Genomic DNA, 22,682 nt, shown 5'->3' on the forward strand with positions numbered 1-22,682 from the left:
GAGATGTGTTTCCCGATATTCGACACCCCAAGACCTACGTCAGCCTGATCCTGCTGATCGCGATGTTCCTCGTGCCCGTAGTCATGGGCACGCCTTTCTGGACCAATCTGTTCGTGCTGCTGTTCGTGTTCTCGGCCCTGTCGGTGGCCTGGAACATCGTCGGCGGCTACGCCGGCCAGCTGTCCCTGGGCCACGCCGTGTTCTACGGCATCGGCGGCTACACCGCCACGCTGCTGACGCAGAACTTCGGCATTTCGCCCTGGTTCGGCATGCTGGCGGGCGCGGTCATCTCAGGCGCGGTCGCCATCCTGATCAGCTACCCCACCCTGCGACTGCGCGGGCCGTTCTTCGCGCTGGCCACCATCGCGATCCTGGAAGTGGTGCGCCTCCTGGTCATCCATGAAGAAAGCTGGACGGGCGGCTCCAGCGGCATCAGCCTGCCGCTGAACATAGGCTGGACCTGGATCGTGTTCCGCGAAAAGGTCAATTACGTGATCATCGCCTTCGGCCTGTTCCTGCTGGTGACCTGGGCATCCTGGTACATCCGCAAGTCGCGCATCGGCCATTACCTGATCGCGATCCGCGAACGCGAGGATGCGGCGCTGGCGGTCGGCATCCATACCGTGCGCATGAAGATCATCGCCGCGGTCGTGTCCGCCATGCTGACCAGCATCATCGGCACCTTCCACATCACCTACCTGACCTTCGTGGATCCCAGCTCGGCGTTTTCGCTGGAGCTGTCGATCCAGGTGGCCATGTTCGCCCTGATCGGCGGCCTGGGCACGGTGGCCGGCCCCATCGCCGGCACCTTCCTGGTGCTGCCCATCGCCGAACTGGCGCGCGGCTGGCTCAGCAGCGTGGGCAACGGCATGCACGGGCTGATCTACGGCCTGATCCTGGTGGCGGTGGTGCTGACCATTCCGCGCGGCCTGGCCGGCGCCTTCGGTCCGACCATCGAGCGCTGGCTGTCGCGCCTGCCCTATCTGGGCACGCCGCGCGCCAAGCTCAAGCTGGCCGACGAACTGCGCCTGCACAGCGCCGAACGCACCGATCAGCCGGTGCTGAAGGCCGACAAGCTGTTCAAGAGCTTCGGCGGCCTGCGCGCCACCAACGACGTGTCGCTGACGCTGAACCAGAACGAGATCCTGGGCATGATAGGCCCGAACGGCGCGGGCAAGACCACGGTGTTCAACCTGCTGTCGGGCTTCCTGTCGCCGGACAAGGGCGGCATCAGCATGCTGGACGCGCACGGCAAATGGGTCACCTGCAAGACGCCCGACGAGTTCGCGCACCAGGGCCTGGGCCGCACCTTCCAGATCGCCAAGCCGTTCACCGGCCTGACCGTACTCGAGAACATCATGCTGGGCGCCTTCATCCGGACCTCGAACCGCGACGAGGCCGAGCAGATCGCCATGAAGGTGGCCGAGCAGACCGACCTGGTGAAGTCCCTGGACATCGAGGCGCGCAACCTGACCGTGGGCGGCATGAAGCGCCTGGAAGTCGCGCGCGCGCTGGCGATCAAGCCGCGCATCCTGCTGCTGGACGAGGTGATGGCGGGCCTGAACCCGACCGACATCGAGAAGTCGATCCAGATGATCCGGCGCATCCGCGATTCGGGCGTGTCGGTGCTGCTGATCGAACACATGATGCAGGCCACCATGGCGCTGTCCGACCGCATCATCGTGCTGAATGAAGGCGCGGTGCTGGTCAGCGGCGCGCCCAAGGACGTGGTCGAGAACCCCGCCGTCATCGAAGCCTATTTGGGCAAGGAGTACCAGGATGCTTAAGGTTTCGAATCTGTCCTCGGGCTACGGCAAGAGCCAGGTCCTGAACGGCCTGAACTTCGAGGTCCTGGCGGGCGAGATCGTCACGCTGATCGGCGCCAACGGCGCCGGCAAGACCACCACTTTGAAGACGCTTTGCGGCGTCATCGGCGCGATGGAAGGCAAGGTCGAATTCGAAGGACAAGACCTGACCAACCGCAAGCCCTACGACATCGTGGACGCCGGCATCACCATGATTCCCGAAGGCCGCCAGTTGTTCCCGCACTTCACCGTGCGCGACAACCTGCTGATGGGTTCGTACAAGCGCGCCGCCCGCCCCATCGTGCAGCGCAAGCTGGACGAGGTGCTGGGCATTTTTCCGCGGGTGAAGGAAAGGCTGAACCAGTACGCGGGCTCGCTCTCGGGCGGCGAACAGCAGATGGTGGCGATCGCGCGCGGCATGATGGCCGACCCCAAGCTGCTGGTGTTCGACGAGCCCTCGCTGGGCCTGTCGCCGCTGCTGGTGCAGCAGATGTTCGACATCATCCGCGGCGTCACCGCGCACGGCGTGACCGTGCTGCTGGTGGAGCAGAACGTGTTCCGCACGCTGCGGCTGGCGGATCGCGGCTACGTGCTGGAGAACGGCGCCATCGTGCGCACCGGCACGGGCGCGGAACTGCTGAGCGACCCGCATGTGAAGAAGGCCTATCTGGGCCACTGATACCAAGGACCTCCTGTTATGTCTTTACGCTGCACATACATCGACCACGGCCAGGGCGGCGCGCCCGATTGCATGCGCCTGGCCGAACGCGACATGGAAGCGCCCGCCGCCCGGCAGGTGCTGATCGAGGTCGCCTATGCCGGGGTCAACCGCCCCGACGTGCTGCAACGCTCCGGCTCCTACCCGCCGCCGCCTGGCGCCTCGCCCCATCTGGGACTGGAGGTATCCGGCACCGTCATCGCCACCGGCCCCGAGGCCAGCCTCTGGAAGGTCGGCGACCAGGTCTGCGCGCTGACGCCGGGCGGCGGCTATGCCCAGTACTGCCTGGCTGACGAGCGCCATTGCCTGCCAGTGCCGCGCGGCCTGGACCTCCTGACGGCCGCCGCCATCCCCGAGAACTATTTCACCGTCTGGACCAATGTATTCGACCGCGCCCGCCTGGCGGCTGGCGAGCGCTTCCTGGTGCACGGCGGTTCCAGCGGCATCGGCTTGACCGCGATCCAGCTGGCCCGCGCCTTCGGCGCCGAGGTCTGGACCACCGTGGGCAACCAGGAAAAGGCCGAGGCCTGCCTGGCCGCCGGCGCGCATCATGCCGTGCTGTACCGCGAGGCCGACTTCGAGGCCGAGGTGCGCCAGGGCAGCGGCGGCCCGGGCGTGGACGTGATCCTGGACATGGTGGGCGGCGCCTACATCAACAAGAACCTGCGGCTGCTGGCGGTCAACGGCCGGCTGGTGCAGATCGCCTTCCTGGAAGGCAGCAAGGCCGAGATCGATGCCATGCCCATCATGATCAAGCGGCTGCAGTTCACCGGATCCACCCTGCGCCCCCGCTCCGACGAAGACAAGGGCGCGATCGCCCAAGCGCTGGCGGATAAGGTGCTGCCGCTGATGGAGCAAGGGCAATGCCTGCCGCGCATCCACAAGGTGTTCCCGTTGGCCGAAGCGGCCCAGGCGCACGCGCTGATGGAAAGCAGCAAGCACATCGGCAAGATCATGCTCAAGGTGGCCGCATGAGCGGACGCTTCAAGGACCAGGTCGCCATCGTCACCGGCGCGGTCGGCGGCATAGGCTCGGCCATCGTCGAGGGTTTCCTCGCCGAAGGCGGCCGCGTGGGGCTGATCGATTTCAATTCGCAGGGCGGCCAGGCCTACGAGAAGGAGCTGCGCAAGCGCGGCCATGAAGTGTGCTTCGTGCACGCCGACGTGGCGCGTTTCGAGGAATGCCAGGCGGCCTATGAACGCATCAGCCGCGAGCTGGGCGCCGCCACCATTCTGGTCAATAACGTCGGCATTTCGCCCAAGACGGACGGGCGCGCGCTGAAGGTCTGGGAGATGCCGCCGCGGGAATGGGAGAACGTGGTCGCCGTCAACCTGAACAGCGTGTTCTACATGACGCACCTGGCCACGCCACACATGGTGCGCGAGCGCCAAGGCCGCGTGATCAACATGTCTTCGGTAGCCGGCCGGGCTTACTGCGACATCGTGGCGGCGCACTATGCGGCCACCAAGGCCGGCCTGATCGGCCTGACGCGCCACTGGGCAGCCGAACTGGGCGAACACGAGGTCACGGTCAATGCGCTGGCGCCCGGACGCATCAGCACGCCTCTGCTGAAATCCGTACCCAAGGAAATCAATGACGCCGTGGCTCAGGTGACCGCGCTGCGCCGCCTGGGCACGCCGGAGGAAGTGGCGGATGCCTGCCTGTTCTTCGCGTCGGACCAGGCCCGCTTCGTCACCGGCCAGGTGCTGGACGTGGCCGGCGGCTGGCTGATGACTTGATGTCGTGATGAAAAACGCCCGCCTGCAAGCTCAGGCGGGCGTCCCCTTCATTCCTGCGAGCCCAGGTGGTAGACCACCGTGTCCAGCCGGCTCACGCCGGCCGCCAGGAACTTGGGTTCCTTTTCCAGGATGTCGCGGCGGTCGATGATCCTGGCGGGCGACACGCCTGCAAAGATCGCCTGCACTTCGCTGTCCACCACCGAGAACGGCGGCCCCGGCATTTCCTCTTGGGGATAGTCCAGCGTGATCAGCAGGCCCTGGCAGGCGGGCGACAGATTGCCGTAGACGTGGCGCACGTAATCCGCGCGCATGGCTTCGGGCAGCGCCACCAGCGCGGCGCGGTCATAGGCGCCGACGCAATGCGACAGCAGTTGCGCGTCCAGCTTGAAGATGTCGCCGCAGATGATTTCGATGCTGCCCGCCACGTAGTGCTTGCCATAGACGGACACGTGCGTCAGCGGCTTGAGTTCGTTCTCTTCGAAGAACTGCTCCACCGCGAGCTGCGACAGTTCCACGCCCAGCACGGGATGCCCCTGCGCCGCGATCCACACCATGTCCAGCGACTTGCCGCACAGCGGCACCAGCACGCGGCCGTCCTTGGGGACGCCCAGCGTAGGCCAGTACTTCTGCAGCAGCGGGGTCACCCGCGATTGATGAAAATGCGTGCGCCCTTCGCGCCAGCGCTCCAGCCAGAATTCCGCGTCCATGCCTGCTCTGCCTCCTGTGTAATCGTTGCGAGGCATTGTAGTGCTGGCTTATGCCGCGCCGGAATCGCTCAGCTGCTTGCGCCGGTATTCGCCCTGGCGCACATGCATCCAGCCCGGATACTCCGGCGGCAAGGCGCTGACCTGATCCAGTTCGGCCAGTTCGTCGGCCGTCAGCCGGATGGCAGTCGCCGCCAGATTGTCGTCCAGCTGCTCCACGCGCTTGGCGCCGATGATGACGCTGGTCACGGCCTGCTGGTGCAGCAGCCAGGCCAGGGCCACTTGGGCTACGGACACGCCGCGCGCGCCGGCCATGCGACGCAGGACGTCGATGCTGTCGTAGGCGCGGTCCTGATTCACCGGCGGGAAGTCGAAGGCGGCGCGACGGCTGCCGGCTTCAGCCTGGCCGTCGCGGCTGTACTTGCCGCTGAGCAGGCCGCCCGCCAGCGGACTCCACACCATCAGCCCGACGCCTTCGCTTTGCAGCATGGGCACGATCTCGCGCTCAAGGTCGCGGCCGGCGATCGTGTAGTAGGCCTGCAGCGACTCGAAGCGCGCCAGGCCCAGGCGTTCGGCGATGCCCAGCGCCTTCATGATCTGCCAGGCAGCCCAGTTGGACACGCCGACGTAGCGCACGTGGCCGTGCTGCACCAGATTGTCCAGCGCCCTCACCGTTTCCTCCACCGGCGTGGCGGGATCGAAGCCGTGGATCTGGTAGAGGTCGATATGGTCCAGCTGCAGGCGCGACAGGCTCTTCTTGACGCCGTCCATGATGTGCGAACGCGAGTTGCCGCGCGCATTGACGCCGGCCCCCGTCTGGCCGAACACCTTGGTCGCGATGACGACGTCCTCGCGCGCCACCTTCAGGTCGCGCAGCGCCTGGCCGGTGATGACCTCGGAACGCCCCTCGGAATACACGTCGGCCGTGTCGATGAAGTTGACGCCGGCATCCAGCGCCCGGCCCACCAGCCGGTTGGCGTCTTCCTGCTGCAGGCTGCCGATCTTGCTCCACAGCTCGCCTTCGCCGCCGAAGGTCATGGTGCCCAGGCAGAGTTCCGACACGAACAGGCCAGTACTGCCGAATTTCTTGTACCGCATGGTTGCACTCCTTCAAGGGCTCGACGGGAGCCGGCACTCCAGGATGGTAGGGTCTCGGCCCGTCTGCCGGGATGAAGGCAGTATGCGTCCGGCGCCCGCCGCAGGCGCTGCTTGATCCTGCCCTTTTTTTGCCCAATTCTCCGGCGACGCCAGGCATCCAATCGGCGCGCACTCATTCCTCCGGATTTTCTGCCCATTTCTCCATGATGGAGGCGGCACCCTGGAAGCAGCCCCACTTGGGCATACACTGAAAGCCGCCCGATTCTCCGATTTTCCTCCGCCGCCCGCCTTCCCGGCGCGGTGCGCCACGGGAGCCCCCATGACCATGACGACCGCCATTACCGACCACCGCGCCGGCCCGACGCTGGACGCCGCCTACGAGCCGGCGCGGCGCGAGCTGCTCTGCACGCTGGAACGCATGACCGGCGACCTGGAGGGCTCACTGGACACGCCCATCGAGGGCCTGTTCCTGCACCGCCTTTCGCAGCCCACCGGCGCCAAGCCCGGCCTGCAGAAGGCAGCGTTCGCTGTCATCGCGCAGGGGTCCAAGCGCCTGCTGATCGGCGACGAGGCCTACGAGTACGATCCCTTCCACTATCTGATTTCCTCGGTGGAACTGCCGGTCGTGGCCAAGGTCTCCGTCGCCAGCCCGACCCTGCCCTACCTGGGCTTGCGGCTGGACCTGAACGTGGAGGAGATCACCGCGCTGATCAGCGACGAAAACCTGCCCGCCCAGCCGCCTGCCGAGGCCGGACGCGCGCTTTGCGTCAATCCGCTGGGCAGCGTTTTGCTGGACGCGGTACTGCGCCTGCTGCGCCTGCTGGATACGCCACGCGACATTCCCATCCTGGCGCCGCTGGTCAAGCGCGAACTGCTGTACCGCCTGCTGATGAACGGCCAGGGCGCTGTACTGCGCCAGTCGGTGCTGCAAGACAGCCAACTCAACCGCGTGGCCAAGGCCATCCGCATCCTGCGCGACAACTACGCGCAGCCCTTGCGCGTGGAAGAGATCGCACGCGACGTCCACATGAGCGTGTCTTCGCTGCACCATCATTTCAAGCAGGCCACCGCCATGAGCCCGCTGCAATACCAGAAGCACCTGCGCCTGCAGGAAGCGCGGCGGCTGATGCTGACCGACGACGCCGGCGTGGCGCTGGCGGCCCATGCCGTGGGCTATGAAAGCTCCTCGCAGTTCAGCCGCGAATACAGCCGCCTGTTCGGCTCCCCGCCCTTGCGCGACAAGCAGCGCTGGAAGGACGAAACCGCGCTGGCGCCGGCTTGAAACGCCGGTTTTCGCTGCCCTAGGGATTGCCCTAATCCTAATTTGACAACGTTACCATTAGACTGCCGCCATCAAATGATAACGTTGTCATATCCCTGAATCCTTCTTCGGCGGCCGCATGAATCCCTTCCTGGAAACCCTGCTCGATACTCCACTGGACGACACCTACCGGGGCATTCCTCCGGGCGAACCAGCGGTTGCGCTGCGCGCCGTGGCGGCCCGCGGCTGGCAGCCCAGCAGCGGCAACATGGCCCTGCCCGTCCTGACGCTGGACGAGGCGGCCTTCGCCCATAACGTCGAACAGATCTTCCAATACGCCCGCAGCCACGGCGCAGCGCTGGCGCCGCATGCCAAGACGCCGATGTCGCCGCAGATCGTGCAGCGGCTGCTGGATGCCGGCGCCTGGGGCGCCACCGTCGCCAATCTGCAGCAAGCCGCGGTGCTGCTGCGCGCCGGCGTCTCCCGCCTGATGCTGGGCAACGAGATCGGCGGCGCGGCCAGCGGCGCCCGCCTGGGCAAGCTGCTGGCGGCCTACCCCGATGCGCGCCTGCTGGCCTTCGCGGATTCCGCCGCCACGGTGCGGTCGCTGGCCGCCGCGGCGGCTGAAGCCGGCCGGCCGGTGGAGGTGCTGGTGGAAGTCGGCGGCGGCCGCGCGGGCGCACGCGACGATGCCGCGGTCTCGGCCATCCTGGACGCGATCGGCGAACAGGGCGACAAACTGGCGCTGGCGGGCGTGGCCACCTATGAAGGCGCCGTCGCCTCGTCTGACGCTGCGCTCACCGCGCAGAACATCGCCGCGCTGATGAAGCGCGCCGCCCGGGCGTTCCAACAAGTGCGCACCCTGGCGCCGCAAGCGCCGCTGGTGTTCACCGCGGGCGGCTCGGCCTTCTTCGACCATGTCACCCAGGCGGCCAAAGGCTGGCTCGCCGAGGACGGAAATGCCCAGCTGGTGCTGCGCAGCGGCGCCATCTTCTTCCATGACCACGGCACCTATCAGCGCGCGCTGCAAGCCATGGACGCCCGCGCGGGCTTCCAGGTCGACGGCCAGGCGCGCAGCGCCGCCACCGATTTCCGGCCGGCCCTGCGCCTCTGGGGCGAAGTCCTGTCGCGCCCGGAGCCGGGCCTGGCGATCTGCGGCTTCGGCATGCGCGACGTGTCCTACGACCAGGACCTGCCCGCGCCGCTGGCGGCCTTTCGCGGCGGCGCGGCCCTGCCCGGCTGGGATGCGCAGGCCCGCGTCACGCGGCTCAATGACCAGCACGCCTTCCTGGCCATCGCGCCGGACAGCGAGCTGGCGCCGGGCGACGTCATCGAGTTCGGTATTTCCCACCCCTGCACCTGTCTGGACCGCTGGCGCGTCTTCTTCGGCCTGGACGTCGACGGCCGCGTGCAGTCGGCGTATCGCACGTTCTTCGGGTAAGCCATGCAACAGCTGAACTTCCAACAGATCTGGCGCTACCGCGAACAGCTCTGGGACGGCATCCAGGTGACGCTGGAGCTGACCATCATCGCCGTGGTCGCCGGACTGGCCATCGGCCTGGCCGGCGCCCTGCTGACGCGCCACGGCCCCAAAGGGGTCAAGCTGGCGCTGCGCGCCTATGTCGAGGTGTTCCGCAACACGCCGTCGCTGATCCAGCTGTTCGTGGTGTTCTTCGTCCTGCCGGGGCTGGGCCTGCGCATGCCGCCCTTCGTGGCCGCGGCGCTGGCGCTCAGCCTGTACTTCGGCGCCTATGCCATCGAGATCCTGCGCTCAGGCCTGGATTCCATTCCACGCAGCCAGATCGAAGCCGGCCACTGCCTCGGCCTGAGCACCTGGCAGGTGTACCGCCACATCGTGCTGGCGCCCGCCCTGCGCAACGTCTATCCGGCCCTGGGCACGCAGCTGGTCATCCTGCTGCTCGGCACCTCCCTGGCCTCGCAGGTGTCGGCCGAAGACCTGTTCCATGCCGGCAGCTTCATCGAAAGCCGCACCTACCGCAGCTTCGAGGTCTATGCCGTGATCTGCGGCATCTATTTCACGCTGGTACTGATCACCAAGGCCCTGCTGGCCCTGGCCGGCCGCCTGACGTTCACCTGGCCCGTGCGCCGCTAGGAGCTGCAAGCATGCGTACGTTTACCCTGAGCGATTTCGCCTCCCTCATCAGCGCGCTGCAGTGGACGGTGGCCCTGGTCTTGATCGCGCTGGCCATCGGCGCGCCGCTGGGCCTGGGGCTGGCGCTGTTGCGCGGCCACCGTTCGGCGCCGCTGCGCTGGCTGGCCGCGGCCCTGCAGCAGCTGGTCCAGGGCGTACCGCTATTGGGCCTGCTGATGTTCTTCTACTTCGGCATGCCGGTGTTCCTGGGCATCGAAGTGCCCGCGCTGACCGCCGTCAGCGTCGCCTTCATCATCTACACCGCGGCCTTCCTGGGCCAGATCTGGTACGGCGGCATCCAGGCCGTGAAGCACGAGCAGTGGGAAGCGGCCGCCTGCCTGGGGCTGTCCAAGTGGCACCAGTTCCGCCATGTGATCGCGCCGCAGGCCTTCCGCCTGTCGCTGCCGCCCACGGTGGGCTTCCTGGTGCAGCTCATCAAGGGCACTTCGCTGGCCTCGGTGGTGGGCTTCGTCGAACTGGCGCGCGCCGGGCAGATCGCCAGCGCCGCCACCTTCCAGCCCCTGCTGGTCTATTCCTGCGTCGCGTTGCTGTACTTCGCGGCGTGCCTGCCCCTGACGATGTGGGCCCGTAACCTGGAGGGCCGCTTCCATGGCGCTCGTTGAAGTCTCCAACATCCACAAACGCTTCGGCGCCAACGCGGTGCTCAACGGCGTCTCGCTCGAGGTCAACGAAGGCGAGATCGTCACCATCATCGGCCGCTCCGGTTCGGGCAAGTCGACCCTGCTGCGCTGCCTGAACGCGCTGGAAACGGTGGACGACGGCGACATCCGCATCGGCGGCGAACAGATCCATGCCGGCATGCCCGGACTGCGCCAGTTCCGCCAGCGCGTGGGCATCGTGTTCCAGCAGTTCAACCTGTTCCCGCACCTGAACGTGGAACGCAACATCACGCTGGCGCCCACGCTCAACGGCAAGATCGCCAAGTCGCAGGGCCGCGCGCTGGCGCTGGACGTGCTGCGCCGCGTCGGCCTGGCCGAGAAGATCGACGCCTATCCGGCCCTGCTCTCGGGCGGCCAGCAGCAGCGCGTGGCGATCGCCCGCTGCCTGGCCATGGCACCGCAGTTGATGCTGTTCGACGAAGTCACCTCGGCGCTGGACCCGGAGTTGGTGGGCGAGGTGCTGAAGGTCATGGAAGACATGGCGCGCCAGGGCATGACCATGGTGCTGGTGACGCACGAAATGGCCTTCGCCCGCAACGTCGCGTCCAAGGTGGTGTTCATGCACCAGGGCCGCGTCTGGGAACAAGGCCCGCCCGCCGAACTCTTCGCCAACCCCCAAACCCCCGAGCTGCGCCAGTTCATCGGCACGGCCGCGCCTTCCACTCACTGAAGCAACCGCCCCTGGAGTCATCGCATGAAACTGTACGCCAAGCTGGCCGCCGCCGCGGCCCTCTGTCTCTCCCTGGCCGCGCCCGCCTCGGCCGCCGACAAACTGCAGGACGTGCTGGGCGCGGGCAAGCTGCGCGTGGGCGTGCTGATGGATGCCGCGCCCTGGGGTTTCAAGGACGCCAAGGGCGAGGCCGCCGGCCTGGACATCGACCTGGCCAAACTGATGGCCGCCGACATGGGCGTGAAGCTGGAGCTGGTGCAGGTCACCGGCGCCAGCCGCATCCCCAGCCTGCTGGCCGGCAAGGTCGACGTGCTGATCGCAGCCGCCGGCGCCACCCCGGAGCGCGCCCAGCAGGTCATGTTCTCGCAGCCCTACGCCGCGGTGAACCTGGGCGTCTATGGCGGCGAAGCCATGCCGCAAGCCAAGAGCGTCGACGAACTCAAGGGCCACAGCATCGCGGTCGCCAAGGGCTCCACGCTGGACATCTGGCTCACCGACAACGCGCCCGGCGCCAAGCTGGTGCGCTTCGAGGACACGCCGTCGGCAGTGGCCGCCTATCTGGCCGGCCAGTCGGAGTCGTTCGCCGAGAACAGCGCCATCGCGCTCAAGGTGACCGAAGACAATCCCGCCCGCGCACCCCAGCTCAAGTTCCTGATCCGCCAGTCGCCCGCCCACGCCGCCGTGCAGCAGGGCCAGCAGAACCTGCTGAACTGGATCAACACCTTCCTCTTCACCAACCGCCTGAACGGCAAGCTGCCGGCCCTGCAGCAGAAGTGGTTCAAGGAAGCCCAGACCCTGCCGCAGATGTAATCGGCCGAATCAAAAGGACTCGCATGATCAAACGCTACAAATCCGGCTCGCGCATGAGCCAGGCCGTCTCGTACAACGGCTTCGTGTTCATCGCCGGCCAGGTCGCCGACAACCGCCAGGGTTCGCTCGAATCGCAGACGCGCGAAGTGCTGGCCAAGATCGAGGCGCTGCTGGCCGAGGCCGGCAGCGACAAATCCCGCCTGCTGGCAGTGGACGTATTCCTGCCCGCCATCGGCGACTTCGACGCCATGAACCGCGTCTACGACGCCTGGATCGACCCCGCCAACCCGCCGGCCCGCGCCTGCGTCGAAGCGCGCCTGGCCGACCCCGACCTGCGGGTCGAAATGACCGCGGTCGCCGCGCTGCGCTAAGGCGCGTTGCCTAGGCCTTCCGATCCCCTTTTCGCGCCGCCTTGCGCGGCGCTGTTGTCTCTCCCCATGCATACCGGCCTGTTTCACGAGATAGATTTCGACGCCGACGGCAAGGCGCTCAGCTTCCTGGGCACCCCCTATTCGGTGGACCGTTCGCCCTACTACCAGATCAAGACTCCCATCTGCCGCATCCGCAACGGCAGCGGCCCGCGCGTGCTGCTCATGGCCGGCAACCACGGCGACGAGTATGAAGGCGAGGTCGCCCTGGGCCGCCTGATCCGCCGCCTGGAACCCGCCCGCATGCGCGGCGAGGTCACGATCCTGCCGCTGGCCAACCTGCCCGCCGTGATGGCGGCGCGGCGGCGCTCGCCGCTGGACAATGGCAATCTCAACCGCGCCTTCCCCGGCATGCCCGGCGGCACCCCGACCGAACGCCTGGCGCACTTCCTGGAACATGAACTGTTCCCGCGCCACGACGTGGTGTTCGACATCCATTCCGGCGGCACCTCGATGGCGCACCTGCCCACCGCCCTGATCGAGCGCCAGGACTCGCCGGAGCGCATGGCGCGCGCGCTGGACCTGATGGGCTCGCTCGGCATGGGCCACGCCTTCGTCGCGGCCAACGGCCGCGATGCGCCCACCTCCATGGCGGCGGCCGCGCGCGCGGGCGCCATCGGCATCAGCGGCGAATTCGGCGGCGGCGGCACGCTGACCCCGGCCACGCTGGCCGCGACCCAACGCGCCATCGACAATCTGCTGCAGAAGCTGGGCGTGACCGACGCGCCGCTGCTCGGCCCGCACGTGCCCGGCGCGCCCGCCATGCAATTGCTGGAGCTGGACAGCCACGAGCAGAACATCTTTGCCACCCGCCGCGGCTGGTTCGAGCCGGCGGTGGACATCGGTGCGACGGTCAACAAAGGCGATGTCGCAGGCTACTACCATGACCTCAACCAACTGGACGCGGAAGAGGAAGTCCTGCGCTTCCGGCAGTCAGGCATCGTCATTTCCCGGCGGCTGCATACCGACTGCGAATCCGGCGACAGCCTGATCCAGGTTGCGCGTCCGGTCGGCCAGGCTGATATCCTGGCGGCTGCCGCCTGACCCCGGAACCATCAAAAGAAATCGCATGAGCCACCGGCCCGCGCCTCCTTCCGCCCCCACCTATGACGACGTGCTGCGTGTGCGTCCCGAGGGCGCGGCCGCGCCAGCGCGCGCGACCGCCCCCGCCAAACCGCCGCGCATCGAAGAGGTAGCCAGGCTGGCCGGGGTGTCGCCCATCACCGTATCGCGGGCCTTGCGCCAGCCCGAAAAAGTGGCGCAGGAAAAGCGCGACCGCATCCTGCAGGTGGTGGCGCAGACCGGCTATGCCTCCAACCCGCATGCGCGGGCCTTGCGCTCCGGGCAGTCCAGCGTGGTGGCGGCCTTCGTCTCCAACATCCTCAGCCAGCAGTTCGCGCTGGCGGTGCAGGGCTGCGCCGAAGTGCTGGAGCCGCAGGGCTACCAGCTCATGGTGGGACAGACCTCGTATTCCTACGCCAAGGAAACCAGCATGATTGCATCGCTGCGCGCCCTGCGGCCCGCAGCGGTGCTGTTCACCGGCGTCATCGAACTCGAGGAAAACCGCCAATCCCTGCGCGAGCTGGGCATCCCCATCATGGAGACCTGGGCCTATCCGCGCGATCCCATCGACATGCTGGTGGGCTTTTCCAACTACGACGGCGGCGTCATGGCCGCGCGCCATCTGGCCGCGCGCGGCTACCGGCGCGTTGCCTTCGTCGCCCGCCAGGGCGGCCGCGGCGACTTGCGCCGCCAGGGCTTCAACGCCGCCGCCACCGAGCTAGGCCTGCAAGTGGTGGCCGAACTGGCCGTGGACAACGCGCAGACCATCGCCGACGGACGCGCGGCCTTCACCCGCCTGCTCGCCATGGGCCAGGCCTTCGACGCCGTGTTCTGCGCCAATGACCTGCTGGCGGTGGGCGCGTTGTTCGAGGCGCGCGACCGTCAGCTCGCCATTCCGCGCGACGTCGCCATCCTGGGCTTCGGCGATACCGACATCGCCAGCGAAATCGAACCGGGCCTGACCACCATAGGCGTGGACAGCCGCAAGCTCGGCGCGCGCGCGGGCGAACTGCTGCTGCAGCGCCTGAACGGCGGTGCACCCGCCGCGCGCCAGGAAGTGTTTCCGCTGACGCTCAACCAGCGCGCCAGCGCCTAGGCTTGCGGGCCGGCCGGCAAGGGCCGGCACCAAGATCACTCGTCGAACACGATGCGCAGCCCAGGCAGGCCGATGCCGTCCAGCGTGGTGCTCCATGTTTCGCCCGGATGCACCGGCCAGGCCTTGGTCAGCGTGCCGGTCGTGACCAGTTCGCCCGCCTGGATCGCCTCGTCGGCCGGCCGTTCCGCCACCACCGCCAGCAGATGGGCCAGCGCCTCCAGCGGGCTGCCCAACACGTTGGCGCCGGTCCCGGTTTCGCGGTGGATGCCGTTGCAGGACAGGTCTACCCGGAAGTCCGCCAGCCGTTCGATCAAGCCCGGCCCGAGCTCGGCCGGCTCCATGAGCGGCCCGATGAACAGCGCGCCATGCAAGGCGTTGTCCGCCACGGTGTCGGCGGCCTGAAACTGCCAGGCCGGATAGTGCGACTGCACCAACTCAAAACCATGGGCGATCCAGTCCACGCACTCCAGTATCGCGGCCGGATCCCGCGTCCGCGGCGGCGCGCTGTGGAAATGCAGCACGATCTCCGGCTCGATGCGCGGCTCGACATAGCGGCCCAGGCGGCAATGGACTTCGCCGGTGTCGTCGTAGATCGCGCTGTGCTCGTAGACCCGTCCCCATACCGGAAAATCCACGCCCAGCGCTGCCCACATCGCGGCATTGGTGAACCCAATCTTGCGGCCGACGAGCAGCGCGCCTTCCGCCAGCCGCGCCTGGTGAATCCGCGCGGCCACGTCGTAGGCGGCATCCAGGTCGAAGCGCGGCCGCCTGGCCGTGGGCGGCGCCAGGTAAGCGGCATGATCCTGCGCCGCCTTGATTTCGCGCGCGAGCGACGCGGGGTCGGAAGCTGGCATGGTGGCTCCTGAGGGTAGGTTCGAATGTAAAAGAAAAGCTGCCCGCGCAATACCGCAGCCGTTATATGCTCCCCTCTGATGTCCTATTTTCAGAACAGTTGGGGGAAGCAATGCACGACTTGAATGACCTTTATTACTTCGTCCAGGTCGTCAAGAACGGCGGATTCGCGCCTGCGGGACGGGCGCTCGGCATACCCAAGTCCCGCCTCAGCCGGCGCATCGCGCTGCTGGAAGACCGGCTGGGCGTGCGGCTCATCCAGCGTTCCACGCGCAGCTTCGCCGTGACCGAATTGGGTCAGGAATATTACGAACAATGCCTGTCGATGCTGGCGGGCGCGGAAGCAGCCCAGGAAGTCATCGACCGCACCCGGGCCGAACCGCAAGGCACGATACGCATGAGCGCCCCGCCCGCGCTGATCTACTACTTCCTGGGCGATCTGGTGGCCCGCTTCATGGTCCGCTGCCCCAAGGTCCACGTGTTCTTGAAGAGCTTCAGCCGGCCGGTGGACGTGCTGCGCGAGGGCTTCGACATCGCCGTGCGCGTGCGCTTCGGGCCCATCGAAAGCAGCGACCTCATCATGAAGCCCCTGGGCATGAGCTGCCAGTGTCTGGTGGCCAGTCCAGCGCTGGCGCGCAGCATCGCGCTGCCCGCCGACCCCCACGCCCTGAGCGAATTGCCCACGCTGGCGCTGGGCACCGAACAGCGCGAATCCCATTGGCGGCTGGACGGGCCGGACGGCGCGCGCATTGTCGTGCCGTTCACGCCGCGCCTGGTGACGGACGACATGCTGGCCCTGAAGCAGGCCGCCTTGCGCGGCGTGGGCGTGGTCGCCCTGCCCCTGCTGATGATCCGCGACGAACTGGACGCGGGCACCCTGGTGGACGTGGGCGCTCCCTGGCAGCCGGAGGCCGGCAGCGTGCACGCCATCTTCCCGTCGCGCCGCGGCCTGCTGCCCGGCGTGCGGGAACTGCTGGACTTCCTCAGCTCGGAGTACCAGGAAGTGGCCAAGCGTGAACACGACACGCAGGTGCGCCACAAGCTGCCCACCTTGAAGTAGCTCCGGGGCTGGGCCAGCGTTCGACGAGTGGGACGCAGAAACCCATTTTCCCCGCCTACCCAGCGGCCCGCGTTGCTCCTAGCATGGTTAGCCCCACCTCAACTGGAGCACACCATGAGCGTCCCCGCCAACTTCAACGGCCAGCGCCCCGTCATCGATCCCAACGATGCAGCCATGCTGCTGATCGATCATCAGAGCGGTCTGTTCCAGACGGTTGCCGACATGCCGATGACCGAGCTGCGCTCGCTGGCCGGCGCGCTGGCCTCCATGGCCACCCTGGCAAAGCTGCCTGTCATCACCACCGCCTCCGTGCCGCAAGGCCCCAACGGCCCCCTGATCCCGGAAATCCACGAGAACGCCCCGCATGCGAAATACGTCGCGCGCAAAGGTGAAATCAATGCCTGGGACAATCCTGAATTCGTCGCGGCGGTCAAGGCGACCGGCCGCAAGACCCTGATCATCGCCGGCACCATCACCAGCGTGTGCATGGCCTTCCCCGCCATCAGCGCGGTGGCCGAGGGCTACAAGGTCTTCGTGGTGGTCGACGCCTCGGGCACCTACAGCAAGATGGCCCAGGAAATCACCCTGGCGCGCGTGGTGCAGGCCGGCGTCGTGCCCATGGACACGGGCGCCGTCGCGGCCGAGCTGCAAAAGACCTGGAACCGCGAAGACGCCGCCAAGTGGGCCGAGGTCTATACCAAGATCTTCCCGCCCTACCAGTTGCTGATCGAAAGCTACAACCGGGCCCAGGAAGTCATCAAGAAGGGCGAGCAGCTCGACTCCCAGCGTTGAGCCGGCCCTGAAGTCCCCCGCGCGCCGCAAGGCGCGCAATTCCCTCATGGAGTATGCAATGACCAAGCCCTATGTGAAACTCGACAAGACCCAGGCCGCGGTGCTGCTGGTCGACCACCAGGTGGGCCTGCTGTCCCTGGTCCGGGACTTCCAGCCCGACCAGTTCAAGAACAACGTCCTGGCGCTGGCCGACCTGGCCGAATATTTCAAGCTGCCCACCATCCTGACCACCAGCTTCGAAGACGGCCCCAACGGCCCGCTGGTGCAGGAACTGAAAGACAAATTCCCCAAGGCGCCCTACATCGCCCGTCCGGGCAACATCAACGCCTGGGACAACGAAGACTTCGTCAAGGCCGTCAAGGCCACCGGCAAGAAGCAGTTGATCATCGCCGGCGTGGTCACCGAAGTCTGCGTGGCGTTCCCGGCGCTGTCGGCCCTGGAGGAAGGCTTTGACGTGTTCGTCGTGACCGATGCGTCCGGCACCTTCAATGAAGTGACCCGCAACGCCGCCTGGAGCCGCATGGAGCAGGCCGGCGCGCAATTGCTGAGCTGGTTCGGCGTGGCGTGCGAGCTGCACCGCGACTGGCGCAACGACATCGAAGGCCTGGGGACGCTGTTCTCCAACCACATCCCCGACTACCGCAACCTGATGGCCGCCTACTCCACCGTCAAGGGCAGCAGGTAATGTCCCGGCCGGCCGCGCCCAGGCGCTGAGCCGGCTGGCGGCATCTTCCGCGGCGGCGCGCATCGGGCGCGCCGCCGTTTCATTTCTTGCGGGCGAACGGGTAGGCCTGCTGCGCCAGGAAGGTGCCCGGCATGTCGTTGTCCAGGATGCCGTAGTTCTCGGGCAGGCGCTTGCTCACGCCGCGCACCGCCGTGCCGAATGCATAGTCAATGAACGAGAAGTGCGCGGCATAGTTCCGGTCGATCGCCTCGGTGTCCGAGGAATGGTGCCAGTGGTGGGAGTCCGGCGTCACGATGATGTAACGCAGCCAGCCCCAGGGCAGCCTGACATTGGAATGGATCAGCACGGCCTGGAAGCCGACGATGATGATGTAGGCGTCCAGCACCGGCTTGGAAAAGCCCAGCGCGAACAGCACGCCCAGCACCGCGACCCGGGTGATCAGCAATTCGACGATGTGCAGGCGCGAACCGGCCAGCCAGTCCAGCGTGCGGGTACTGTGGTGCACCGCGTGGATGCGCCACAGGAACGGCACCTCGTGATACGCGCGATGCGCCGCGTACTGCACCAGATCCGCCACCAGCACCGCCAGGAACAACTCCGCCAGATAAGGCAACGACACGATCGCCTGCTGCAGGGGCTCGTAGGCCGCCCAGGAAAACAGCCGGTGCACGAAGAAGTTGATGCACAGCAGCACCGCCCCCACCGACAGGTGGTTGAACAGGAAGTGCTTCATGTCCACCTGCCATTCGCCGCGAAACACCGGCTGGCCCGGATACAGCGGGAACAGCTTCTCGAAAATGATGAACACGGTGCTGGAAGCCAGCAGGTCCAGGATGAACCAGTCCAGACCCAGATAGGGGTGGTTGCCGGTATTGGACGAGGTCACCACCACATTGCTGCCGCCCGCGGCCACCGCCCCGCACACCAGTACGAAGGCCGCGATGTTCAGCCAGCGCTGACGGCCCAGCACGGTATTGGCCAGCGCGATCGTGCCCGATACCAGCAGCGCCCCGAACAGCAGGCCGCGCATCACGTCCACGTTGTAGAAGCTGCGCAGCTCCGGCGTGGTCAGGTAGGCGGGAAAGTGGAACGCCAGGACCCCCAGCACCGCCAGGATCGCCAGGAACAGCGCAATCACGCCGCTCATCATGCCCGTTCCCGGGTGGATTCTCCCGTCCTGCTTGAAAAGGTCAAAGACCTGGCGAAGGATGGACGCGCGCTGATTCATTTCAAATTTATGGCAGACCACGGGGAAGCGAGTGTATCGCTGGGGACGGATCTGCATGTAAGCAAAGGTGAACAGCCACGACAGAATCAGTGCCGCGCAGGCTTGCGCAGCATCAATCCGCCCGCTGGCCGCGGCCTGCCGGGCGGTTGACAACGACGCGGGCTTGGCGTGTCATGGAATCGAAAGCTTTATGGATCATCAGGTTCCCCGGTTTCCCGCAGTGCCCATCAACCGGTTCTTTAAAGAGGCCCCTATGTTCCCTGAATACCGCCACCTCATTACCCAACTGAAATCCGAAAACGCGCATTTCTCAGCGCTGTTCCAGCGTCACAATGACCTGGACCAGGAAATCAAGAACATGGAGGCCGGCATCCAGCCGGCGTCGGGCAACGAGGTCGAAGTGCTCAAGAAGGAGAAACTGCACCTGAAGGACAAGCTGTACGGCATCCTGCGCGCTGCCGACCAGGGCGGCAGCTGAGTTCACCGCACCGCTACGGGCGGCATCGGACCACTCCGGTCCCGTGCCGCCATCGCCAGCCCCTCCTGACCGGCGGAATGCGCCGAGAAAATTAGCAGAACTAAATAAGGATTAGGATAATTAGTTTTCCTAATCTTTTGGCAAAGGCTAGTCTGTCGCCCTTCCCTGAAGGGTATCGATGACCACCGCCTACATTCCCGGCTTCCTGCTCGGCCTGAGCCTCATCATGGCGATCGGCGCGCAGAACGCGTTCGTCCTGCGCCAAGGACTGCGCCAGGAACATGTCTTTGCCGTCTGCCTGGCCTGCGCCCTGTCGGACGCCATCCTGATCAGCGCCGGCGTGGCCGGTTTCGGCTTGGCGGTCGGCGCCCTGCCCTGGCTGGAACCCGCCCTGCGCTATGGCGGCGCCCTGTTCCTGTTCGCCTACGCCGCGCGCAGCCTGAGGTCGGCGCTGCGCGCCCGCCATGACAACCTGACGCCGTCATCCACCCAGACGGCGGGACGCGCCGCCGCGCTGGCGACCTGCTTGGCCCTGACCTGGCTCAATCCCCACGTATACCTGGACACGGTGGTCCTGCTGGGATCGGTGTCCAGCCAGTACGACGGCCACAAGACCGCCTTCGCGCTGGGCGCGATTTCGGCCTCGTTCGCTTTCTTCTTTGCCCTGGGCTATGGAGCGCGCCTGCTGCGGCCCATCTTCGCCAATCCCAACGCGTGGCGGGTGCTGGACGGCTGCGTCGCCGCGGCCATGTTCGCCATCGGGCTGAAGCTGGTGCTCTGACCGCCCGGCCGGCCCCCCGGGGTGTCCGGTTTACCGGCTCTTGCCTGATCCGGCGGACGCGTTCATGTAGTCCTTGACCGTGCGGTCCTTGTTGAAGATCACCGTCAAGGTTTGCTGGTTGTCCATCGCGCCGTAGGCGCTGTTGTCGAAATAGAACCAGGTGGCCGTGGTCAGACCATCCCGGTTGACGCTCTGGGAGCGGGGCGGGCCGTAGTCCCGGACCATCTCGTCGTAGGTCGTGACGTTGAGCCTGATGGCCGCCACCTTCGATTCGGTCAGCAGGTCGCCGGAACTAGTGCTGGCGCAGCCCGTCACGATGGCAGCCACGAAAAGCAAGGATGTTCTCATTCTGTCTTCCCCGGTCTGGCGGGCCGCAAGCTGCGGCCAGCGTGTTGGCGCTAGCTTCATAGACCGCGATTAGAACGTAAATTTTCCTCGGCGGCGCAGCTATTCCACCTGCATCTTGCCGATGTCGGGCGCAAATCCCTCCGGAGGCTTGCTGGCGATGGAACGGCACAGCAGTTCGGACATGCCTTTGGCCAGCTGTTTATTGTTCCATTCCCCCGCGTCCGAATACCACTTCGGCACCCAATTCACGGCACCAAAAATGGAAAAGATGGCCAGCTTCGGATCGCACTGGATAATGGTGCCGTCCTCCATGCCCTCGCGCACGAAGGCGCGCAGCTTGGCTTCGAAGCGGTCGCGCTGCTTGACGATCTCGGCGCGGTCGTCCGGTTCGAGCGCATGCTCTTCTGTAATGATGACGCAGCGGCTCATTTCGCTGAGCGTCACCTCCAGGTACTCGCGCAACGCGAACTGCAGCTTTTCCAGGCCGGTGCCGCCATGGCGTTCGGCCGCCTCGATGGCCTCGAACCCCACTCGCAACGCCTCGGCGAACGCCTCATACAGCAGGGCATGCTTGTTCGGGAAATAGTGATAGAGCGCGGCCTTGGTCACGCCCAGGCTCGTCGCGATATCTCCCAGCGAAGTAGCGTGGAACCCTTTCTGATTGAAGGCGGCAATCGCCTGGCGCAGCAGCGCTTCGCGCTTCAATTGGTGCATCGCCTTGTGCGTCGGCACCGAATTATTCCATGTTGCCACTGATCAAACCCTCCCGGTGAATTGCGTGGACCGGCCGCATACTTAACTTTTTTTCCCAGAGAGGAACAACTCGGTGAGCGTCCCCTCATAGGCCTCGGCGGCAAACGCCAGCGTCTCCGACAAGGTCGGGTGCGGGTGTATGGTAAGCGCGATGTCACCGGGCTCCGCGCCCATCTCGATGGCCAGCGCCGCTTCAGAGATCAGATCGCCCGCCTGCGGCCCCACCATGCCCACCCCCAGCAAGGCGCGGGTCCGTGGCTCGACCAGGATTTTGGTCAGTCCCTCTCCGCGTCCCAGGCTCAGCGCGCGGCCGCTGGCCGCCCAGGGGAAGCTGGCCGACTCGAACGCCACGCCGTCCCGGCGCGCGGCGGTCTCGGTCAAGCCCACCCACGCCACTTCCGGATCCGTGTAGGCGACTGCCGGAATTACCTTGGCATCGTTGCCTGCCTTCTTGCCCGCCGCTATCTCGGCCGCCACCTTGCCCTCGTAGGCCGCCTTGTGCGCCAGCATCGGTTCACCGACGACATCGCCTATGGCCAGAATATGCGGGACATTGGTGCGCTGGCGTTCATCCACCGCAATGAAACCGCGTTCGTCCACGAGGACTCCGGCGCGGTCTGCTCCGATCCGGGCCCCGTTGGGCCGGCGGCCCGCCGCGACCAAGACGGCATCATACACCTGGGGTCCGACGCCATGCGGCCCGCTGAACACGACGTGCACCCCGTCCTCCCGCGCGCTGGCCGAGACCACCCGCGTGCCAGTCAGAATGGCCTCGTATCGGCTGGCCACCCGCTGCTCCAGGGGCTTCACCAGATCGCGGTCGCATCCCGGCAGGAGGCCGTCGGTCAGTTCCACCACCGTCACCCTCGTGCCAAGCGCCGCGTACACCGTGGCAAGTTCCATGCCGATGATGCCGCCACCCACCACAAGCAGGCGCTGGGGCACACTCTCAAGCGCCAGGGCATCACTGGAATCCATGATGCGAGGATCGTCCGGCAAGCCCGCCAAGCGCACGGGATGCGAGCCCACGGCAATGATGGCCTGTTTGAAGCGCACGGTTTGGCCGCCGGCGACCTCCAGGGTGTTGGACCCAGTGAACTGCCCCAGGCCATGCACCACGCGAACCTTGCGCCGTTTTGCCAGGCCCGCCAGTCCGCCGTTCAGTTTGGCGACCAACGCCTCCTTCCACCGCCGCAACTTGTCGAGGCGGATGCGCGGCTCGCCGAACTCGATGCCCAGCTCGTGCAGGCCTCGCGTCTCTTCCAGGGCGCTGGCTGCGTGCAGCAGGGCCTTGGAAGGGATGCAACCCACGTTCAGGCATACGCCTCCGAGGGCCGGCCGTTCCTCGACCAGCGTCACCGACAGCCCCAGATCGGCGGCGCGGAAGGCCGCCGTATAACCACCTGGCCCGCCGCCCAGTACCAGCAGTTCGGTATCGATGTTTTCGCCCACGGGCGGCCTGTCCTTGTTTTCGGTCTGCAT

The 22,682-nt window shown here is 66.5% G+C and carries 25 protein-coding genes; 18 read left to right on the plus strand and 7 right to left on the minus strand.

Annotated features, from left to right (window positions below; genetic code table 11):
* Positions 1–5 precede the first annotated feature (5 nt).
* The 4 genes from IPU70_RS26040 to IPU70_RS26055 are packed head-to-tail and all read left to right on the plus strand — an operon-like array spanning position 6 to position 4,262.
* A complete protein-coding gene (locus tag IPU70_RS26040; protein WP_207471914.1) occupies positions 6–1,787 on the plus strand; it encodes a branched-chain amino acid ABC transporter ATP-binding protein/permease in 1,782 nt (593 codons plus the stop codon).
* The gene (locus tag IPU70_RS26045) at positions 1,780–2,484 is read left to right on the plus strand and encodes an ABC transporter ATP-binding protein (protein WP_207471916.1); all 705 of its coding nucleotides are present in this window, start codon (positions 1,780–1,782) and stop codon (positions 2,482–2,484) included. Before IPU70_RS26040 ends, IPU70_RS26045 begins: the two co-directional genes overlap by 8 nt.
* A gap of 18 nt (positions 2,485–2,502) precedes the next feature.
* On the plus strand, positions 2,503–3,498 hold the full coding sequence (locus IPU70_RS26050; RefSeq protein WP_207471918.1) for an NAD(P)H-quinone oxidoreductase: 996 nt from the start codon (positions 2,503–2,505) through the stop codon (positions 3,496–3,498).
* A complete protein-coding gene (locus IPU70_RS26055) occupies positions 3,495–4,262 on the plus strand; it encodes an SDR family NAD(P)-dependent oxidoreductase (RefSeq protein ID WP_207471919.1) in 768 nt (255 codons plus the stop codon). The genes IPU70_RS26050 and IPU70_RS26055 overlap by 4 nt, the downstream gene beginning before the upstream one ends.
* 47 nt (positions 4,263–4,309) lie before the next feature.
* On the opposite strand, the gene IPU70_RS26060 is transcribed toward IPU70_RS26055, so the two are convergent.
* Both IPU70_RS26060 and IPU70_RS26065 read right to left on the minus strand, forming a co-directional pair.
* Positions 4,310–4,969, minus strand: coding sequence for a thiopurine S-methyltransferase (locus tag IPU70_RS26060; protein ID WP_207471931.1), 660 nt, complete (start codon positions 4,967–4,969; stop codon positions 4,310–4,312).
* Positions 4,970–5,017: 48 nt separating this feature from the next.
* The gene (locus IPU70_RS26065) at positions 5,018–6,064 is read right to left on the minus strand and encodes an aldo/keto reductase (protein ID WP_207471933.1); all 1,047 of its coding nucleotides are present in this window, start codon (positions 6,062–6,064) and stop codon (positions 5,018–5,020) included.
* A 319-nt stretch (positions 6,065–6,383) separates the two neighbouring features.
* Here IPU70_RS26065 and IPU70_RS26070 point away from each other — a divergent pair, with 319 nt between their 5' ends.
* From IPU70_RS26070 to IPU70_RS26110, 9 genes are all read left to right on the plus strand, one after another.
* Positions 6,384–7,346, plus strand: coding sequence for an AraC family transcriptional regulator (locus tag IPU70_RS26070; protein ID WP_207471935.1), 963 nt, complete (start codon positions 6,384–6,386; stop codon positions 7,344–7,346).
* A 118-nt stretch (positions 7,347–7,464) separates the two neighbouring features.
* Positions 7,465–8,766 carry an alanine racemase gene (locus IPU70_RS26075; RefSeq protein WP_207471945.1) on the plus strand — a complete coding sequence of 434 codons (1,302 nt, stop codon included), beginning with the start codon at positions 7,465–7,467 and terminating at the stop codon, positions 8,764–8,766.
* Between the two features lie 3 nt (positions 8,767–8,769).
* Complete coding sequence (locus tag IPU70_RS26080) at positions 8,770–9,438, plus strand: amino acid ABC transporter permease (RefSeq protein ID WP_207471947.1); 669 nt, start codon at positions 8,770–8,772, stop codon at positions 9,436–9,438.
* Between the two features lie 11 nt (positions 9,439–9,449).
* Positions 9,450–10,100 (plus strand): amino acid ABC transporter permease, encoded by a 651-nt coding sequence (locus tag IPU70_RS26085; protein WP_013395488.1) that lies wholly within the window; start codon positions 9,450–9,452, stop codon positions 10,098–10,100.
* Positions 10,087–10,827 (plus strand): amino acid ABC transporter ATP-binding protein, encoded by a 741-nt coding sequence (locus IPU70_RS26090; protein ID WP_013395489.1) that lies wholly within the window; start codon positions 10,087–10,089, stop codon positions 10,825–10,827. Before IPU70_RS26085 ends, IPU70_RS26090 begins: the two co-directional genes overlap by 14 nt.
* 24 nt (positions 10,828–10,851) lie before the next feature.
* Complete coding sequence (locus IPU70_RS26095; RefSeq protein WP_207471949.1) at positions 10,852–11,637, plus strand: transporter substrate-binding domain-containing protein; 786 nt, start codon at positions 10,852–10,854, stop codon at positions 11,635–11,637.
* Between the two features lie 23 nt (positions 11,638–11,660).
* Positions 11,661–12,008, plus strand: coding sequence for a RidA family protein (locus IPU70_RS26100; RefSeq protein ID WP_013395491.1), 348 nt, complete (start codon positions 11,661–11,663; stop codon positions 12,006–12,008).
* A gap of 66 nt (positions 12,009–12,074) precedes the next feature.
* Positions 12,075–13,109, plus strand: coding sequence for a succinylglutamate desuccinylase/aspartoacylase family protein (locus IPU70_RS26105; protein ID WP_207471951.1), 1,035 nt, complete (start codon positions 12,075–12,077; stop codon positions 13,107–13,109).
* A 25-nt stretch (positions 13,110–13,134) separates the two neighbouring features.
* Entirely contained in the window at positions 13,135–14,223 is a 1,089-nt protein-coding gene (locus tag IPU70_RS26110; protein ID WP_207471953.1) for a LacI family DNA-binding transcriptional regulator, read from the plus strand.
* Positions 14,224–14,258: 35 nt separating this feature from the next.
* On the opposite strand, the gene IPU70_RS26115 is transcribed toward IPU70_RS26110, so the two are convergent.
* Entirely contained in the window at positions 14,259–15,077 is an 819-nt protein-coding gene (locus IPU70_RS26115) for a 2-keto-4-pentenoate hydratase (RefSeq protein WP_207471962.1), read from the minus strand.
* Positions 15,078–15,187: 110 nt separating this feature from the next.
* Between IPU70_RS26115 and IPU70_RS26120 the strand changes: the two genes are divergently transcribed.
* The 3 genes from IPU70_RS26120 to ycaC all read left to right on the plus strand — a co-directional run bounded on the left by IPU70_RS26120 (position 15,188) and on the right by ycaC (position 17,612).
* Entirely contained in the window at positions 15,188–16,135 is a 948-nt protein-coding gene (locus tag IPU70_RS26120) for a LysR substrate-binding domain-containing protein (protein ID WP_013395495.1), read from the plus strand.
* Between the two features lie 114 nt (positions 16,136–16,249).
* Positions 16,250–16,927: a hydrolase gene (locus IPU70_RS26125; protein ID WP_013395496.1), complete on the plus strand. Its 678-nt coding sequence runs from the start codon at positions 16,250–16,252 to the stop codon at positions 16,925–16,927.
* Between the two features lie 58 nt (positions 16,928–16,985).
* Entirely contained in the window at positions 16,986–17,612 is a 627-nt protein-coding gene (ycaC, locus tag IPU70_RS26130; protein ID WP_207471964.1) for an isochorismate family cysteine hydrolase YcaC, read from the plus strand.
* A gap of 79 nt (positions 17,613–17,691) precedes the next feature.
* Here the strand turns inward: ycaC and IPU70_RS26135 are convergent, their stop codons facing one another.
* Positions 17,692–18,840 carry a sterol desaturase family protein gene (locus tag IPU70_RS26135; RefSeq protein WP_013395498.1) on the minus strand — a complete coding sequence of 383 codons (1,149 nt, stop codon included), beginning with the start codon at positions 18,838–18,840 and terminating at the stop codon, positions 17,692–17,694.
* A gap of 253 nt (positions 18,841–19,093) precedes the next feature.
* Between IPU70_RS26135 and IPU70_RS26140 the strand changes: the two genes are divergently transcribed.
* Positions 19,094–19,318: a YdcH family protein gene (locus tag IPU70_RS26140; protein WP_013395499.1), complete on the plus strand. Its 225-nt coding sequence runs from the start codon at positions 19,094–19,096 to the stop codon at positions 19,316–19,318.
* Between the two features lie 178 nt (positions 19,319–19,496).
* Positions 19,497–20,099, plus strand: a complete 603-nt coding sequence (locus IPU70_RS26145) for a LysE/ArgO family amino acid transporter (RefSeq protein WP_207471966.1) — start codon at positions 19,497–19,499, stop codon at positions 20,097–20,099.
* Positions 20,100–20,129: 30 nt separating this feature from the next.
* On the opposite strand, the gene IPU70_RS26150 is transcribed toward IPU70_RS26145, so the two are convergent.
* The 3 genes from IPU70_RS26150 to lpdA form a co-directional block, all read right to left on the minus strand.
* The gene (locus IPU70_RS26150) at positions 20,130–20,447 is read right to left on the minus strand and encodes a hypothetical protein (RefSeq protein WP_207471968.1); all 318 of its coding nucleotides are present in this window, start codon (positions 20,445–20,447) and stop codon (positions 20,130–20,132) included.
* Between the two features lie 99 nt (positions 20,448–20,546).
* Positions 20,547–21,200, minus strand: a complete 654-nt coding sequence (locus tag IPU70_RS26155) for a TetR/AcrR family transcriptional regulator (RefSeq protein ID WP_207471970.1) — start codon at positions 21,198–21,200, stop codon at positions 20,547–20,549.
* A gap of 42 nt (positions 21,201–21,242) precedes the next feature.
* A complete protein-coding gene (gene lpdA / locus IPU70_RS26160) occupies positions 21,243–22,682 on the minus strand; it encodes a dihydrolipoyl dehydrogenase (protein WP_242702707.1) in 1,440 nt (479 codons plus the stop codon).

Source organism: Achromobacter sp. SD115, from assembly GCF_017355315.1.
GTDB classification, from domain to species: Bacteria; Pseudomonadota; Gammaproteobacteria; order Burkholderiales; family Burkholderiaceae_B; genus Achromobacter; species Achromobacter xylosoxidans_B.

Bases quoted from the DNA above. Each gene is read 5' to 3' on its own strand.
- IPU70_RS26135 (WP_013395498.1), bottom strand. From the start codon at position 18,840: ATGAATCAGCGCGCGTCCATCCTTCGCCAGGTCTTTGACCTTTTCAAG.
- IPU70_RS26090 (WP_013395489.1), top strand. From the start codon at position 10,087: ATGGCGCTCGTTGAAGTCTCCAACATCCACAAACGCTTCGGCGCCAAC.
- IPU70_RS26125 (WP_013395496.1), top strand. From the start codon at position 16,250: ATGAGCGTCCCCGCCAACTTCAACGGCCAGCGCCCCGTCATCGATCCC.
- IPU70_RS26045 (WP_207471916.1), top strand. From the start codon at position 1,780: ATGCTTAAGGTTTCGAATCTGTCCTCGGGCTACGGCAAGAGCCAGGTC.
- IPU70_RS26065 (WP_207471933.1), bottom strand. From the start codon at position 6,064: ATGCGGTACAAGAAATTCGGCAGTACTGGCCTGTTCGTGTCGGAACTC.
- IPU70_RS26150 (WP_207471968.1), bottom strand. From the start codon at position 20,447: ATGAGAACATCCTTGCTTTTCGTGGCTGCCATCGTGACGGGCTGCGCC.
- IPU70_RS26075 (WP_207471945.1), top strand. From the start codon at position 7,465: ATGAATCCCTTCCTGGAAACCCTGCTCGATACTCCACTGGACGACACC.
- lpdA (WP_242702707.1), bottom strand. From the start codon at position 22,682: ATGCAGACCGAAAACAAGGACAGGCCGCCCGTGGGCGAAAACATCGAT.
- IPU70_RS26070 (WP_207471935.1), top strand. From the start codon at position 6,384: ATGACCATGACGACCGCCATTACCGACCACCGCGCCGGCCCGACGCTG.
- IPU70_RS26060 (WP_207471931.1), bottom strand. From the start codon at position 4,969: ATGGACGCGGAATTCTGGCTGGAGCGCTGGCGCGAAGGGCGCACGCAT.
- IPU70_RS26140 (WP_013395499.1), top strand. From the start codon at position 19,094: ATGTTCCCTGAATACCGCCACCTCATTACCCAACTGAAATCCGAAAAC.
- IPU70_RS26100 (WP_013395491.1), top strand. From the start codon at position 11,661: ATGATCAAACGCTACAAATCCGGCTCGCGCATGAGCCAGGCCGTCTCG.
- IPU70_RS26050 (WP_207471918.1), top strand. From the start codon at position 2,503: ATGTCTTTACGCTGCACATACATCGACCACGGCCAGGGCGGCGCGCCC.
- IPU70_RS26110 (WP_207471953.1), top strand. From the start codon at position 13,135: ATGAGCCACCGGCCCGCGCCTCCTTCCGCCCCCACCTATGACGACGTG.
- ycaC (WP_207471964.1), top strand. From the start codon at position 16,986: ATGACCAAGCCCTATGTGAAACTCGACAAGACCCAGGCCGCGGTGCTG.
- IPU70_RS26080 (WP_207471947.1), top strand. From the start codon at position 8,770: ATGCAACAGCTGAACTTCCAACAGATCTGGCGCTACCGCGAACAGCTC.
- IPU70_RS26145 (WP_207471966.1), top strand. From the start codon at position 19,497: ATGACCACCGCCTACATTCCCGGCTTCCTGCTCGGCCTGAGCCTCATC.
- IPU70_RS26105 (WP_207471951.1), top strand. From the start codon at position 12,075: ATGCATACCGGCCTGTTTCACGAGATAGATTTCGACGCCGACGGCAAG.
- IPU70_RS26120 (WP_013395495.1), top strand. From the start codon at position 15,188: ATGCACGACTTGAATGACCTTTATTACTTCGTCCAGGTCGTCAAGAAC.
- IPU70_RS26055 (WP_207471919.1), top strand. From the start codon at position 3,495: ATGAGCGGACGCTTCAAGGACCAGGTCGCCATCGTCACCGGCGCGGTC.
- IPU70_RS26095 (WP_207471949.1), top strand. From the start codon at position 10,852: ATGAAACTGTACGCCAAGCTGGCCGCCGCCGCGGCCCTCTGTCTCTCC.
- IPU70_RS26115 (WP_207471962.1), bottom strand. From the start codon at position 15,077: ATGCCAGCTTCCGACCCCGCGTCGCTCGCGCGCGAAATCAAGGCGGCG.
- IPU70_RS26085 (WP_013395488.1), top strand. From the start codon at position 9,450: ATGCGTACGTTTACCCTGAGCGATTTCGCCTCCCTCATCAGCGCGCTG.